This is a genomic window from Paracoccus actinidiae (assembly GCF_030863885.1).
Classification (GTDB): Bacteria; Pseudomonadota; Alphaproteobacteria; order Rhodobacterales; family Rhodobacteraceae; genus Paracoccus; species Paracoccus everestensis.
In genome coordinates this window covers 1,242,773-1,257,570 of sequence record NZ_CP132956.1, presented here as the reverse complement: position 1 = coordinate 1,257,570, position 14,798 = coordinate 1,242,773, and the positions used below count along the sequence as shown (strand labels likewise).

Genomic DNA, 14,798 nt, shown 5'->3' with positions numbered 1-14,798 from the left:
CGCCTTTGCGACATCATCGGGTGGCGGCATTTGTCGCCTCCCATTCCCGATCCCCAGACGCCCCGGCGCGGGATCGGATGCATTCCCTGAAAGATCAGTTTTGATAGAAATCAACTGGGGCCAGCCCCTGTCCTTTGTCGTATCGCCCGATGGCGACGTAAAGACCTTCACCACCCTTGAAACCGCCGCCTATTGGCTGCAACGCAAATGGCCGGTCGATGACGTGACCCGCCGCCATGCCGCGCAGGTGCTTGATGCGGCGGCCCATTGCATGACGCCGGTCGGATCGGCCCGCACGGCCTTTTCGGATGCCGCCCGGACGGCAGGGTTCAAACCCTGTTGATCCCTGAGGGGACGGATGCCGGAACAGGAAAAAACCCCCTCTGCATCCGCATTGGGGGTTCGTTCGTCTTGACGGGGATGCTTTGGCCTAGAAGCCGCGCGCAATCCGCTCGATGTCGCCGCGGCACAGACCGATATCGTCCAGCTCGCGATCCGACAGGCGGCTCAGTTCACGACGGGTCACACGGGCATCGTTCCACGTGCTCAACATCGAGAAAAATTTCGCAACGACATTGCCAACGCCCCCAACAGCCACGCTGCGGTTCAGTTCGATCGTCGACATTTCCATCACCTGTTCCAGAAGTGCCCGACCATCGGGCATTCGCTTCATGAACAAGGATATAGATTGGGCAGTCAAATAAGAGTAGGCACAGGCCGGGCAAGGCCGCTATGCACCGCGTGCAGATTGAGGAAAGGTTAGCAGTTCGCGATTGTCGCTTTTGCAGCATGAAATGCCGCATTGCAGCATCAGTTTATTGCCAATCGCCTAACGTCGCTTGCCACAGCGCAAGTGCCGCGACGGCAGCCGTATCGGCGCGCAAGATCCTCGGGCCAAGGCTGACGCGACTCACAAAGGGCAGGGCCGACAGGCGGGCGCGTTCGGGATCGGAAAACCCGCCCTCGGGACCGATCAGGATCGCCCAGGGACCGCGCGGCAGGCCTGCTAGCGTTTCCGCTGGTCCCGCCATCGCCTCGTCCGCCCACAGGATGCGGCGCGATGCATCCCAGCCGTCCAGCAGGCGGGCCAGCGGCACAAGATCAGCCACAGGGGGGACAAAGGTGCCGCCGCATTGTTCGGCGGCCTCGACGGCATGGGCCTGCAGGCGGTCCTGGCGGATGCGTTCGGAATTGGTGAAATCGGTTTGCACCGGCATGATGCGCGCGGCCCCCATCTCGGCCGCCTTTTCCACGATGAAATCAGTGCGCGCTTTCTTGATGGGCGCAAAGCACAGCCACAGGTCGGGCGGATTGCGCTGCGGGGCGGACTTGTCCAGCACCTTCAGCGAACCGCCGCGCTTGGCCGCCGCAAGGATGCGCGCGGACCAGGCGCCGTCGCGGCCGTTGAAGACCTCGACCACCGCGCCGGGCGTCAGGCGCATCACGCCCCCCAGGTAATGCGCCTGGCCCGGGTCCAGCGGGACGGGTTGTCCCGCAGCCAGCGGGTGATCTATGAACAGCCTGATCCTTGCCATGGGGCCAGACGCTATGCAAAGCCGGACGGAAAGACCAGACACCGTCATCGACGCCCCCAAGGGCAACTGGGTGGACAGCCTTGCCCCCCTGGCATGGAGGCCGTGGCTGCGCCTGTCCCGCGCCGACCGGCCCATCGGAACATGGCTGCTGCTGCTGCCCTGCTGGTGGGGGATCGGGCTGGCGATGATGGCCGATGGTCCCCGTTGGGTAGACCTGTGGATCGCCCTGGCCTGCACCATCGGCGCCTTTGTGATGCGCGGCGCCGGCTGCACCTGGAACGACATCACCGACCGCGACATCGACGACAAGGTGGCCCGCACCCGGTCCCGTCCCCTGCCGTCGGGGCAGGTGACGTTGCGCGGGGCATATCTGTGGCTGGCGGCGCAGGGGTTGGTGGGGCTGGTGATCCTGCTGACGCTGGACCGGGCGGCGGTCTGGATGGGGGTGGCGTCCCTGGCGCTTGTGGCGATCTATCCCTTTGCCAAGCGGTTCACCTGGTGGCCGCAGGTGTTCCTGGGCCTGGCCTTCAACTGGGGCGTGATGCTGGCCTATGCCGCGCATATGGGCCGCCTTGACCTGGCGCCGGTGGTGGCCTGGCTGGCGGGGATCGCCTGGACGATCTTCTACGACACCATCTATGCCCACCAGGATGTGGAAGACGACGTCCTGATCGGCGTGAAATCCACCGCCCGGCTGTTCGGCGACAACAGCCCGCGCATCCTGGCGGGCTTTGCGGTGCTGACGGTCCTGCTGCTCGCCGTGGCCATCCTGCTGGCGGGTCGCAATCTGTTGATGGCCTATGCGGGACTGGCCGGATTCGGCGCGCACTTGGCCTGGCAGTTGCGGAACTTCCAGCCGGAACAAGGGGCTGTCTGCCTGCGCCTGTTCCGGTCGAACCGCGATGCGGGCCTGGTGCTTGCGCTGTTTCTTGCCTTGGCAGGGCTGGTCTGATTGCACGAACCCCCGCCTGCCGCTAGACCGCGCGTTCAGGAAACAGCCCAAGGTCATGCCCCATGGCGTCATCCCGCAGGCGGCTTTTGTCATCCTTTGCCACCGTTCTGGCCTTGTCCGCCGCGGGCGGGCTGTGCTGGCTGGGCGCCGAATCCGCCGCCCGCTACCTCGAGGAGCGGTCGCGTCAGGATGTGGAACTGGCCCTGGCGGCCTCTGGCCAGGATTGGGTCGATGTTGCGACCGACGGCCTTCAGGTCCGCCTGACCGGCACCGCCCCGTCCGAGGTTGACCGTTTTCGCGCCATGACCCAGGCGGGCAGCGCCGTCGATCCGTCCCGCGTGGTGGACCGCATGACCGTCGCCTCGGCCGACAAGATGACCCCGCCGGATTTCAAGGTCGAGTTGCTGCGCAACGACCAGGGCATCTCGCTGATCGGACTGGTCCCGGCATCGACCGACCGGGCGGGATTGCTGCGGGTGCTGCGTGACGAAACGGCGGCCCCCAATGTCACCGACCTGCTGGAAACCGCCGATTACGCCGTCCCCGATCAATGGGATGCGGCCCTGCAATACGGGCTGCGGGCGGCGCAGATGGCTGCGCGGGCCAAGATCTCGATCCAGCCGGGCGGCGTCACGATTTCGGCGCTTGCCGACAGCGCGGCCGAAAAGGAGCGGCTGGAATCCGCGCTGCGGCGGGCGCTGCCTGACGGGGTGACGCTGGTCACGGATATTTCGGCGCCGCGCCCGGTGATCGCGCCCTTCACGCTGCGCTTTGTCAAGGATGGGGACAGCGCGCATTTTGAAGCCTGCGCGGCGGATACCGAAGAAGGGCGGGACCGCATCGTGGCGGCTGCTCAGGCAGCAGGGGCCCGCAACGTGCCCGCCTGCACGCTGGCCCTGGGTTCCCCGTCCCCGGACTGGGCCGATGCGGCGGCGGCGGCCATTGCGGCGGCGGGCGACTTGGGCCAGGGGGCGGTCACGCTGTCGGATGCGGATGTTGCGCTGACGGCGCCGCCTTCGGTGGAAAAGCCCGCCTTCGATGCTGCCGTGACCCGGTTGCAGCAAGCCCTGCCCCCGGTCTTTTCGCTGCAGGCGACCCTGGAACAGGCACCGGATGAAACGGTTGCGGGTCCGGCGGAATTCATCGCCACCCTGTCGGACGCGCAGGTTCTGAGCCTGCGCGGCGCGATCAGCGACGACCGGATGCGCGACACCGTGGACAGCCTGGCCCGCGCGCGATTTCCCACCGTCCAGGCCGACCTGACCGCCAATCCCCAGGTGCCCCAGGGCTGGACCGTGCGCGTCATCGCCGCCATCGAGGCCCTGGATACCCTACAAACCGGCAGCGCGGGTGTCACGCCCGACCTGATCCGCGTCACCGGCACATCGGGCGATCCGGGCGCGGCCGAGGCTGCGGCGGCCCGGTTGTCCGAACGGCTGGGTCCGGGGGCGGCATATGAACTGGCGATCCGCTATGACCGCAGGCTGGATCAGTCGCTAAACTTGCCCGATGGGCCGGAATGCGTGCGCCGGATGAACATCGTGATGTCGGAATCCGAAGTCGGGTTCGAGCCTTCGAAATCGGCCATTGCGGGCGACCCCGCCCCGACGCTGGACCGGCTGGCCTCGGTCATGGCCGAATGCGCCGATTACCAACTGGAGGCGGGAGGGCACACCGATTCCCAAGGGTCCGAGGGCTTCAACGCCGACCTGTCGCGTGGCCGGGCGCAGGCTCTTGTTGCCGCCATGGCGGGTGCAGGCATCGACGTGACGAACATGACCGCCCGCGGCTATGGCGAAAGCCAGCCCATCGCCACCAATGAAACCGAGGAAGGACGCGAGGAAAACCGCCGCATCGAATTTCGACTGTTGTCGGATCATCCGGTGCGCATGGCGCCCCTGCCCCCGCCGGTGACGCTGTCGGGGGTGACCGCCGAACCCCTGCCCCCCGACCAGCCTGAGGCGGATCTGATCGGCCCCGTCCAGCCGCCTGCCCAGCCGCAGATGTTCGGCCCCGAAATGCCGCGTGTCACGATCGGTCCCACTGCCCCCGCGACGGTCGGCGCCAGCGAGGTCTTTCAGACGCTGGACGAACGCGAGGAAAACATTAGGCTGCCGGTCCAGACGCCCACGCCGGACACGCCCCGCCCCTCGCCCCGCCCGGACGACGCGCCAGACGCCGCCGATTGACCGCAAGGCAAGCCATTCCCATGAACCGCACGGAATTCGTCACCATCACCACGATCATCCTGTTCGGCGTCTTTGTGCTGGGCTGGTTCGCAAGCTGGCTGATCGGGCGCCTGACCCGCCCCAGCCTGGCGGACCTGAGCGAGCTGGAGCGCAAGGTGCGCGACACCGAACGCGAACGCGACAAGGCGATTGCCATGATCAAGGAACGCGATACCCGCCTGTCCGCTGCCGAGACGGAACTGGAAGCCGCGCTGGAAGGCCTGCGCGAAAGCCGCACCGAGATCGAGGAATTGCGCGATTATATCGAAAGAAAGCTGGCGCGGCGCTAGGGCGCGTGGGCCGTCGCCAAGCCCCCGACGCGTCAATGCATGACGGATTTCGAAAAGACGTTGATGACGATCACCCCAGCAAGGATCAGGGAAAGCCCCAGCAGCGCAGGCGTGTCCAGCGCTTGCCCATGCCAAAGCCAGGCCACCGCCGATATCAGCACGATGCCCATGCCCGACCAGATCGCATAAACGACGCCGGTCGGGATGACGCGCATCGGAAAGGACAACAACCAGAACGCGGCGACATAGCCCAGCACGGCAATGACGCCGGGCACCGCCTTGGTAAAGCTGGCGGATCGGGCTAGGGCGGTGGTGGCGATCACCTCGGCCACGATCGCCAGCATCAGGATGGCATATTGTCTGGACATATGGATGCCGGGTTCACGCCACCTCGGCAAAGACCTTTCTCAGCGCCCGTTCCAGCTTGTCAAAGATCTCGTCCATCTGCGCCTCGGTCAGGATGAACGGCGGGCACAGGACAATGGACTGGCCCAGCGGGCGGCAGATCAGGCCCAGATCGGTGCAGGCATTGGCAATGCGTTCGCTGACCGACAAACCGGCGTCAAACGGCGTCTTGGTGGCCTTGTCGCGCACCGCCTCCAGCGCCCACATGAAGCCCACGCCGCGCAATTCGCCGATATGGTCGCTGCGCTCCATGATCGCGCGCAGGCCCGCCTCCAGACGCGGCGCCAGGCGTTTCACGTTGTCGGCCAGGCCTTCGTTCATCACGACATCGATGGCCTTCAGCGCAATGGCGCAGCCGACCGGGTGGCCGGATGCGGTAAAGCCGTGGGGGAATTCCTCGATCTTTTCCACTGCCGCCTGGACCCGGTCGGAAAGGTCGCCGCCCAGGATCACTGCGCCCATGGGAAACAGGCCCGCCGTCAGGTTCTTGGAACTGATGATCGCGTCGGGCATGAAATCATAGGTCTGGCAGCCCCAGGTCTTTCCGGTGCGGCCAAAGCCCGTGATCACCTCGTCCGCGATCACCGGGATGCCGTATTTCCGCAGGATCGGCAGCACCGCCTGGAAATAGCCGGCCGAGGGCGGAATGACCCCGCCTGCCCCCTGCACGGGTTCGGCAAAAAAGCCTGCGATGGTGTCGGCGCCTTCGCGCAGGATCGTGTCCTCAAGTTCCTGCGCCAGCCGCCGGGTGAACTGCTCCTCGGTCTCGCCTGCCTCGCCGTAACGCCAGTAATGCGGGCAGGTCAGGTGGATGAAGCCCGGCAGCGGCAGGCCGAACACCTCGTTATAGGGCTTGCCGGTCATGGATGCCGACACCACCGTCACGCCGTGATAGGCGTTCCAGCGGGTCAGGATCTTGCGCCGCTGCGTGTTGCCTTCGGATGCGTGCAGGAACCACAGCATCTTGACCATGGTGTCGTTCGCCTCGGACCCCGAATTGGTGTAGAACACCTTGCCCCGATCAAAGGGCGATACCTCGACCAGCTTTTCGGACAGCATCACCGTCTGGTCGGACAGCCGCCCGAAGAACGCGTGGTATCCGGGAAAGCGGTCGTATTGCGCCTTGGCGGCTTCGGCCAGGCCCTTGTGGTCGAAACCCGCGACCATGTTCCACAGGCCGGAATTGGCATCCAGGTAGCGCCGGCCGTTCACATCGACGACATAAGGCCCTTCGCCATGGGTCAGCACCACCGCGCCGCGGCTGGCGACGCTGGGCAGGTCCGTGAACCCATAGAGCGAGAATTCGTCAGCCCGGGCTTCCCAGCTTTGCGGTTTGTTCATGGTGGCCTCCATCGGTTTGAACCGCAGGCTAGCCGGGCGGGTGCAGGCGTTCAAGGACGGCGCAAACCGATCAGGTCCAGTTCCGCCTCGATCCCCGACAAGGGCTGGCCGCGCACCTCGGCCACAAGGGCATCGAACCGCGCGCGCAGCGCGGCCTTTTCCGCGCCCCGGCAATCGTTCCAAGGCCGTCCCTGCAGGGCCATCACCAGGACGTAATACCAGATGAAATGGGGCTTGCTGCCCGCGACCAGCATGGCGCGATAGGCGTCATGCGCCCCGACCCGGCGCAGCGTGGCGGCATCGGGAATACCGGCGGCGATCAGGGCCCTGGCTGTGGCAGGGCCGATCGTGTTGATGGTGGTCAGATCACTGTCCATCGCGCGCCTTTCCAAAGTCCCGCAATTCCTGTATCAGCACCGAACCTTCCAAGGACAGCGGCAATGAACGACCAGGCCAATCCCCCGGCAGTGAAAAAGCTTTTCATCAAGACCTATGGCTGCCAGATGAACGTCTATGACAGCCAGCGCATGGCCGAGGCCATGGGCGCGGAAGGCTATGTCTTGACCGAGGATCAGGCGGACGCGGACATGGTGTTGCTGAACACCTGCCACATCCGCGAAAAGGCGGCCGAGAAGCTGTATTCCGACCTGGGCCGCCTCAAGCCGCTCAAGGCGGAAAAGCCCGACCTGAAGATCGGCGTGGCGGGCTGCGTGGCCCAGGCCGAGGGCGAGGAAATCGTGCGCCGGATGCCGCTGGTCGATCTGGTCGTGGGACCCCAGACCTATCACCGCCTGCCCGCCATGGTGCGCGGAGAGGCGCCCGCGATCCTCACCGACTTCCCCGAGGAAGACAAGTTCGACCACCTTCCCCAACGCCGCGCCACCCGCCGCGCGCCTGCGGCCTTTCTGACCGTGCAGGAAGGCTGCGACAAGTTCTGCGCCTTTTGCGTCGTTCCCTATACGCGGGGGGCCGAGAACAGCCGTCCCGTGGACCGCATCCTGCGCGAGGCACGCGATCTGGTGGACCGCGGCGTGCGCGAGATCACCCTGCTGGGCCAGAACGTGAACGGCTGGCACGGCGCGGGCGGGGACGGCGAATGGGGCTTTGGCCGCCTGATCCGCGCCCTGGGCGACATCGAGGGGCTGGACCGGATCCGCTATACCACCAGCCACCCCAACGACATGGCCGAGGATCTGATCGCGGCCCATCGCGACGTGCCGGAACTGATGCCCTATCTGCACCTGCCGGTGCAATCGGGCAGCGACCGGATCCTGCGGGCGATGAACCGAAAACACACGGCAGCCCAGTATCTGCGCCTGATCGACCGGATCCGGGAAGCGCGCCCCGACATCCTGCTGACCAGCGATTTCATCGTGGGCTTTCCGGGCGAAACCGATGCCGACCACCAGGACACCCTGCGCCTGGTGGCCGAAGTGGGCTTTGGCACTGCCTTCAGCTTCAAGTATTCCCCCCGCCCCGGCACCCCTGCCTTTGACCGCCCCGAGGTGGACAGCCAGGTGGCCGACGACCGCCTGCAGGAATTGCAGGCTCTGCTGACGAAACAGCAGAAGACCGCGCAGGAAGGCATGGTCGGGCGCACCCTGGGCGTCCTGTTCGAAAAGCCGGGCCGCCAAGACGGGCAGATGATCGGCAAATCCGATTACCTGCACTCCGTCTTTGTCGATGCCCCCCAGGCCCAGGTCGGCGATCTGGTTCAGGTGAGGATCGTGGCAAGCGCCTCGAACTCGCTGCGAGGAGAGCTGGCGGCCTGAGAGCGGCCTTCGTCTGGGAACCTGATGACACAATTGCAGACCCTTGCGCGCAACGACGATTACCTGATCACGCTGCATCGGCCGGACCGCCCCAGTGCGGACGTGATCGTCATTACCTTTGGTGGGATGCCCTCCGGTCTTGCGGCAAGCGGGTTCGGGACCACCTTTTGCCTTTCCAAGGGGTGGACCACGATCTATGTCGCGCAACGTGCCCTGAGCCAGTATCAGGGCCTGGACTTGGCGGCGTTCCAGGCAGCGGTCGCCCCCGTTGTCGATAAGCGGGACGTGGTCTGCTATGGGTCCAGCCTGGGGGGCTATGCGGCGCTGTATTACGGCGGGGCGATCAACGCCCGCATCATTGCCGCAGCCCCGCGCCTGCCCGCCTGGCCACCGATCACATCGCCTCACCTGAGCATTCCGCTGGCCCACAAGCCCCTCGGTGACGGCCCGCGCAGCATGTCAGCCCCGGTCGTGATCTATGATCCCAAGGTGGCCCACGACTGCACAACGGTCGAGCAGATGGTCAAGCCCGCCTATCCCGATGTGCGGCTGGTCGAATTGCCCCATTTCGGCCATACGGTGCTTGCGGCCATTGCGGCGGCAGGCGCGCTGCCGACCTTTATGGCGACGCTGATCCGCGACGACGTGCTGCTGCCCCTGGAGATGCCGACCGATGCCAATCCTGGCTGGCATTTCCGCAAGGGACAGTCCCTGGCCCGCACCGAACCCCGGATCGCCCTGGATCATTTCCGCAGGTTCTTCGACCTGGCGCCTTCATCCAGAAGCCTGTCGGTCCTGCTGAACCAGTTGATCAGCACGGCCGGCATCGACGATGCGCAAAGGCTGCTGGACCGGGCCGAGGAGATGGGGGATCCCGATCTGGTTCTTTCGCCCCATGTGACGCAGCGGGCCATCAAGGCCGGCCTTGTCCTGCATCAGCGCGGCGCGCCCCTGGACTGAGGAAACGGCAGCCCTCGCGGAACACGCAAAATCCATCGCCCTCGGAACCGCCCTTCGCGCGTGCGGTTAAGCCTGACGCATCACGCAAGGAGGGACAGGATGGACGACGACCGGGTCTGGAAGTTCGAGGAAAGCCTGTGGCGCGCCTCGCAGGAACGCTATCATGAACGGGTCGATCCCGAATGCATCATGGCGCTGAGCCATGCGCCGCATCTGTTCGCGGGCGAGGATGCCACCCGCGCCGTCAGCGGCACGCCCGAATGGGACGAAGTGACGTTCCAGGACAAAAGCGTGTCCCGGCCCGAGGAAGGGATGATCGTCGTCGGCTACAAGGTCAGGGCAGAAAAGGGGGAAACCTGTTTTACCGCGGCCTGCACCTCGGTTTATCGACGCAAGGGGCACGAGGACTGGACCGTGGTCCAGCACGCCCAGGTGGCTCTTGGCGGGGAAGGCTGACGCCCACGGCGTCTGGAAATGAATGCGGCCGACCCCCCGGAACGCGCGAACATAAAGGGGGTCGGCCTCTTTCGCGTCAGTGGACCGACACGAAAGTCCGATGCGCCGGGCCATCGCCATCGGCGATGACGGGCGCTATGATGAAAGACCGGCCCCCAGGAACGCGCGAACAGGACGGGGACCGGTCTCTTTCGCCCGCGGTGGTGCGCGCAGGCGAAAGCCGGGGTCTGGGCAGGGGTTATTCCCCGCCGCCCAGACTGTGAACATAGGTGGCGACAGCGCGAATCTCGGCCTCGGACAGGCGCGTGTTCCAGGCGGGCATCACCCCGTAAGGGCCTTCCGACACGATGCGGGTCAGCGTCGCGTGGTCGTTGCCATACAGCCAGACGGCATCGGCCAGGTTCGGCGCGCCCTGACTGCGGTCGCCGCTGCCGTCTTCCATGTGGCAGGCCGAACAGTTGTCGGAATAAACCTGCGCGCCTTCGGCCGCCTTGCCGGCGTCGTGCGGCTGGTCCGACAGCGCCAGGACATGGTTCACCACCTGGTCGATCTGCGTGCGGTCCAGAATGCCGTCGCTGCCGAAATGCGGCATTTCGGAATAGCGCGTGTCGCCGTCCTGCGGATCGCGGATGCCGTGTTGCAGGGTCAGGTGAATATCCTCCAGCGTGCCGCCCCACAGCCAGTCGTTGTCCAGCAGGTTGGGATAACCCCGCGCCCCGCCCGCGCCCGAACCGTGGCATTGCGCGCACCAGGTGCGGAAGATCGCGCCGCCCGCATTGGTGGCATAGTTCACCAGTTCGGGGTCGCCGGGGATCGCGGCCAGATCGACGGCGGCCAGGCGGGTCTGGATGGGGGCGTTGGCCTGGTCAAAGCGGTCGATCTCGGCCGCGACTTCCTGGCGGGTATCGGTGCCCAGAAGGCCCTGCGTGGCCTGGTCGACCAGCGGGATCGCCGGATAGGCCAGGACATAGCCGACCGCCCAGACGATCGTGGCGTAAAAGGTCCACAGCCACCAGCGGGGCATGGGATTGTCGTATTCCGTAATCCCGTCCCACTGGTGCCCGGTCGATCCCACCTCTTGCACCAAGCCCTTGCGCGCCGGTTTGCGCATCTTCGGGGCGACCGGCTTGTCGGCACGGGTCCGTTCGGGGATCACGCCGGCGATCTTGGCCGCGTGCTCGCTGTCGGCCGCACGACGCTCCAGGCTGACCTGGTTGTCGGGATTGGCGGGATCGGTGTGCGGATCGACGGGCTTGTCCTTGTCTTCGGCCATTACCGGCCCTCCTTCTCATCCGCGTCGGCGGGACGATTTTCATGCCGGAAGATGCTTTCGGCTGCGTCTTTCTGGGCCTTTCTGGCGCCGGGGCGGAACACGAACACGATCACGCCCAGGAAGATCAGCACCAGCAGCAGCAGCGCCCAACTGTCGGCCAGGCCGCGCAGGAAGCTGTAGGTTTCCATGACAGCCCCCTTACCGCGTCGGATCCGGCTCGAAGGTCGAGAAATCGACCATCGTGCCCAGCACCTGCAGATAGGCGATCAGCGCGTCCATTTCCGTCAGTTGCGGCTGGCGGTCGAAGTTGCGCTGCTGCGCGCCCGGATAGCGTTCCTGAAGGCCGGACGCATCGGCATCGGGGTTGGCCTGCGCCCGGAAATCCTCGGCCGAGGCCAGGATCATTTCCTCGGAATAAGGCACGCCCACCAGGGCATCGGTTTCCACGCGGTCCTGGACATATTCCGGGCCGATGATCCGATCCATCAGGAAGCCGTATTTCGGCATGATGGACTCTGGCACCACGGCCTGGGGATCGCGCAGGTGATCCAGGTGCCATTCGTCGGAATAGCGCCCGCCCACGCGCGCAAGGTCCGGCCCGGTGCGCTTGGATCCCCATTGGAACGGATGGTCGTACATCGATTCAGCCGCCAGCGAGTAATGGCCGTAACGCTCGACCTCGTCGCGCATGGGGCGGATCATCTGGCTGTGGCAAACATAGCAGCCTTCGCGGACGTAAACGTCGCGGCCCACCAGTTCCAGTGGGGTGTAGGGGCGGACCCCTTCCACCTTCTCGATGGTGTTTTCCAGATAGAACAGGGGCGTGATCTGCACCAAACCGCCGATCGTCACGACGATAAAGGAAAGGATCAGCAGAAGCGTCGCGTTCTTTTCGAGGATCTTGTGTTTTTCAAGAATTTGCATGGCTCGCGTTCCCTTATTCGGCCGGCACGCCGATGGCCGTCGAATGGGCCTTGGGCTGGCGGGCCACCGTGGCCCAGAGGTTGTAGGCCATGATGATCCCACCGGCGAGGAACAGGACACCGCCCAGGGCACGCACCACGTTCATGGCGAACTTGGCCTGGACCGCGTCGGCGAAGGCGTTGACCAGGAAGCCCTGGCTGTCCACTTCGCGCCACATCAGGCCTTCCATGATCCCCGACACCCACATGGACGCGGCATAGAGAACCAGGCCGATGGTCGCCAACCAGAAGTGCCAGGAGACCAGCGACAGGCTGTAGAGGCGTTCCCGGCCCCACAGGCGCGGCGTCAGGTAGTACAGCGCGCCAAAGGTGATCATGCCGTTCCAGCCAAGGGCGCCGGAATGGACGTGGCCGATGGTCCAGTCGGTGTAATGCGACAGGCTGTTCACGGCCTTGATCGACATCATTGGCCCTTCGAATGTCGCCATGCCATAAAAGCCCACGGCCACCACCATCATCCGCAGGATCGGGTCGGTGCGCAGCTTGTCCCAGGCCCCGGACAGGGTCATCAGACCGTTGATCATGCCGCCCCAGGAGGGCATCCACAGCATGATCGAGAAGACCATTCCCAGCGTCGAGGCCCAGTCGGGCAGCGCGGTGTAATGCAGGTGGTGCGGACCGGCCCAGATATAGAGGAAGATCAGCGCCCAGAAGTGGATGATCGACAGCTTGTAGGAATAAACCGGACGCTCGGCCTGTTTCGGGATGAAATAGTACATCATCCCCAGGAAACCCGCGGTCAGGAAGAAGCCCACGGCGTTGTGGCCGTACCACCACTGCACCATCGCGTCCTGCACACCGCTGAAGACCTGCACGGATTTCGAACCGAAGATGCTGACGGGCACCGACAGGTTGTTGACGATGTGCAGCATCGCGATGGTCATGATGAAGGCCAGGTAGAACCAGTTGGCCACGTAGATGTGGGGTTCCTTGCGCTTGATCACGGTGCCCAGGAACACGGCCAGATAGGCGACCCAGACGATCGTCAGCCACAGGTCCACATACCATTCGGGTTCGGCATATTCCTTGGACTGGGTGGCACCCGCGATATAGCCGGTCGCGGCCAGCACGATGAACAGGTTGTAGCCCCAGAACACGAACCATGCGAGGTTCCCGCCCCACAGACGCGCGGCGCTTGTGCGCTGCACCACATAGAACGAGGTCGCGATCAGCGCGTTGCCGCCAAAGGCAAAGATCACCGCACTGGTGTGCAGCGGACGCAGCTTGCCGAAGTTGGTGTATCCCTGGGTCAGTTCCGAGAGGTTCAGCGCCGGAAAGGCCAACTGAAAGGCGATGACCACGCCCACCAGAAAGCCCACGACGCCCCAGAAGGTGGTGGCGATCACCCCAAACCGGACCACGTCGTCCATATATTGCGTCCGGTCGATGACGCGCGCGGGTTCGTCGACCTGGCGCAAGGCCCAGATGAACATCCCGCCCGCGACCAGCATGACAACGATCGCATTGACCATATAGGCCGGGTCGCGCGCCATGTTGGCGGCAATTGCGGCCAACAGCGCGATCAAGCCCAGCAAGATCAGCTTTACATAATTCCACATGGCTTCCACCCGCGTCCCTTGGCCGGACTGACCGGGCGGCTCGAATCGCCGCCGGACAGATTCCTTCGTTGCCGCCCGGCATAAGGCGGCGGGGACCTCCGAAACCTTGATCTGCATCAAGTTCGGCGGTTTGATTCCGATCAAGGCCGCGCGGTGGCGCCCCTGCCATTCTGGCCAGACCGATGAAGGAGACCGCCATGGGTTACAAAAGCATTCTGACCGTCCTGTCCGACGCCCGCCAACTGCCGCAGCTTGACGCGGCGGCGGCCCTGACCGCGCGCGAGGATGGGCATCTGTCGGTCCTCAGCCTTGGGCTGGATCACACGCAGGTCGGCTATTATTTCCCGAACGGGATGCCCTATGCCTTCCAGGACGCCATCGACATGGCGATGGACGAGGCTGGATCCCTGGACCGGATGGTCCGGCAGCACCTGGCCCGCTACAGCGACCTGCGATGGTCGTCCGAGGCTGCGGTGGCCCAGATCGGCGGCGTCGCCAACCTGGTGGGGATGCGCGCGCGGTTTTCCGACCTGACCGTCCTCGCCCGCCCTTATGGCGAGGATGCCCCAGGGGAAGCCGAAGCCGTGGTCGAGGCGGCGCTGTTCGAAGGCGGCTGTCCGGTCCTGGTCCTGCCCGGCACCGACCTGCCCGCGGATCCCCCCGGCAAGGTGCTGATCGCCTGGAACCAGTCCATCGAGGCCCTGGCGGCCGTGCGCCGCGCCTTGCCGTTGCTGCAGGCTGCAGGCTCGGTCGAGATCACGGTGATCGACCCCCGCGGTGGCACCGACGGATCCGAACCGGGCGCCCCCCTGGCGCAGATGCTCAACCGCCACGGCGTCCATGCCGACATCACCGTGCTGGCCCGCACCGCCGCCACCGTGAGCGAGGAGCTGAACCGCCGCGCCAGGGAAATTGCCGCCGATCTGGTGGTGATGGGCGCTTATGGCCATTCGCGCTTTCGTCAGGCGATCCTGGGCGGGGCCACGCGCAATATGCTGGAAAAGGCCAAGGTGCCGGTCTTCATGGCCCGTTAAGGGTGACGCG

At 65.3% G+C, this 14,798-nt stretch carries 17 protein-coding genes; 8 read left to right on the top strand and 9 right to left on the bottom strand.

The features are described from left to right. Window positions 1-100 precede the first annotated feature (100 nt). Window positions 101-343, top strand: coding sequence for a DUF982 domain-containing protein (locus tag Q5701_RS06300; RefSeq protein ID WP_306754420.1), 243 nt, complete (start codon window positions 101-103; stop codon window positions 341-343). A gap of 87 nt (window positions 344-430) precedes the next feature. Here Q5701_RS06300 and Q5701_RS06295 read toward each other — a convergent pair whose 3' ends face one another. Further along, window positions 431-625 carry a DUF1127 domain-containing protein gene (locus Q5701_RS06295; protein ID WP_306755354.1) on the bottom strand — a complete coding sequence of 65 codons (195 nt, stop codon included), beginning with the start codon at window positions 623-625 and terminating at the stop codon, window positions 431-433. Between the two features lie 190 nt (window positions 626-815). After that, window positions 816-1,535: a 16S rRNA (uracil(1498)-N(3))-methyltransferase gene (locus Q5701_RS06290; protein WP_306754419.1), complete on the bottom strand. Its 720-nt coding sequence runs from the start codon at window positions 1,533-1,535 to the stop codon at window positions 816-818. Window positions 1,536-1,548: 13 nt separating this feature from the next. On the opposite strand from Q5701_RS06290, the gene ubiA reads away from it, so the two are divergent. From ubiA to Q5701_RS06275, 3 genes are all read left to right on the top strand, one after another. Next, window positions 1,549-2,487 (top strand): 4-hydroxybenzoate octaprenyltransferase, encoded by a 939-nt coding sequence (gene ubiA / locus Q5701_RS06285; protein ID WP_306754418.1) that lies wholly within the window; start codon window positions 1,549-1,551, stop codon window positions 2,485-2,487. Between the two features lie 62 nt (window positions 2,488-2,549). Further along, entirely contained in the window at window positions 2,550-4,676 is a 2,127-nt protein-coding gene (locus Q5701_RS06280) for an OmpA family protein (protein ID WP_306754417.1), read from the top strand. Between the two features lie 20 nt (window positions 4,677-4,696). Continuing rightward, complete coding sequence (locus tag Q5701_RS06275; protein WP_234854781.1) at window positions 4,697-5,005, top strand: hypothetical protein; 309 nt, start codon at window positions 4,697-4,699, stop codon at window positions 5,003-5,005. Window positions 5,006-5,037: 32 nt separating this feature from the next. Here Q5701_RS06275 and Q5701_RS06270 read toward each other — a convergent pair whose 3' ends face one another. The 3 genes from Q5701_RS06270 to Q5701_RS06260 are packed head-to-tail and all read right to left on the bottom strand — an operon-like array spanning window position 5,038 to window position 7,128. Beyond that, window positions 5,038-5,373, bottom strand: coding sequence for an SMR family transporter (locus Q5701_RS06270; RefSeq protein WP_234854780.1), 336 nt, complete (start codon window positions 5,371-5,373; stop codon window positions 5,038-5,040). Window positions 5,374-5,386: 13 nt separating this feature from the next. Continuing rightward, a complete protein-coding gene (locus Q5701_RS06265) occupies window positions 5,387-6,751 on the bottom strand; it encodes an aminotransferase (RefSeq protein WP_306754416.1) in 1,365 nt (454 codons plus the stop codon). 50 nt (window positions 6,752-6,801) lie between these two features. After that, the gene (locus Q5701_RS06260) at window positions 6,802-7,128 is read right to left on the bottom strand and encodes a TfoX/Sxy family protein (RefSeq protein WP_306754415.1); all 327 of its coding nucleotides are present in this window, start codon (window positions 7,126-7,128) and stop codon (window positions 6,802-6,804) included. 63 nt (window positions 7,129-7,191) lie between these two features. Between Q5701_RS06260 and miaB the strand changes: the two genes are divergently transcribed. From miaB to Q5701_RS06245, 3 genes are all read left to right on the top strand, one after another. Beyond that, window positions 7,192-8,523, top strand: coding sequence for a tRNA (N6-isopentenyl adenosine(37)-C2)-methylthiotransferase MiaB (gene miaB, locus Q5701_RS06255; RefSeq protein WP_306754413.1), 1,332 nt, complete (start codon window positions 7,192-7,194; stop codon window positions 8,521-8,523). A 24-nt stretch (window positions 8,524-8,547) separates the two neighbouring features. Beyond that, entirely contained in the window at window positions 8,548-9,483 is a 936-nt protein-coding gene (locus tag Q5701_RS06250; RefSeq protein ID WP_306754412.1) for a hypothetical protein, read from the top strand. 99 nt (window positions 9,484-9,582) lie between these two features. Next, window positions 9,583-9,939, top strand: coding sequence for a hypothetical protein (locus Q5701_RS06245; RefSeq protein ID WP_234854778.1), 357 nt, complete (start codon window positions 9,583-9,585; stop codon window positions 9,937-9,939). 238 nt (window positions 9,940-10,177) lie between these two features. On the opposite strand, the gene ccoP is transcribed toward Q5701_RS06245, so the two are convergent. The 4 genes from ccoP to ccoN form a co-directional block, all read right to left on the bottom strand. Next, a complete protein-coding gene (ccoP, locus tag Q5701_RS06240) occupies window positions 10,178-11,050 on the bottom strand; it encodes a cytochrome-c oxidase, cbb3-type subunit III (protein ID WP_306755353.1) in 873 nt (290 codons plus the stop codon). 161 nt (window positions 11,051-11,211) lie between these two features. Beyond that, window positions 11,212-11,400: a cbb3-type cytochrome c oxidase subunit 3 gene (locus tag Q5701_RS06235; protein ID WP_234854777.1), complete on the bottom strand. Its 189-nt coding sequence runs from the start codon at window positions 11,398-11,400 to the stop codon at window positions 11,212-11,214. A 10-nt stretch (window positions 11,401-11,410) separates the two neighbouring features. Continuing rightward, window positions 11,411-12,136: a cytochrome-c oxidase, cbb3-type subunit II gene (gene ccoO / locus Q5701_RS06230; RefSeq protein WP_234854776.1), complete on the bottom strand. Its 726-nt coding sequence runs from the start codon at window positions 12,134-12,136 to the stop codon at window positions 11,411-11,413. A 13-nt stretch (window positions 12,137-12,149) separates the two neighbouring features. Further along, window positions 12,150-13,754: a cytochrome-c oxidase, cbb3-type subunit I gene (ccoN, locus tag Q5701_RS06225; RefSeq protein ID WP_306754410.1), complete on the bottom strand. Its 1,605-nt coding sequence runs from the start codon at window positions 13,752-13,754 to the stop codon at window positions 12,150-12,152. A gap of 197 nt (window positions 13,755-13,951) precedes the next feature. Between ccoN and Q5701_RS06220 the strand changes: the two genes are divergently transcribed. Further along, window positions 13,952-14,788 (top strand): universal stress protein, encoded by an 837-nt coding sequence (locus Q5701_RS06220; RefSeq protein ID WP_306754408.1) that lies wholly within the window; start codon window positions 13,952-13,954, stop codon window positions 14,786-14,788. Window positions 14,789-14,798: the final 10 nt, after the last annotated feature.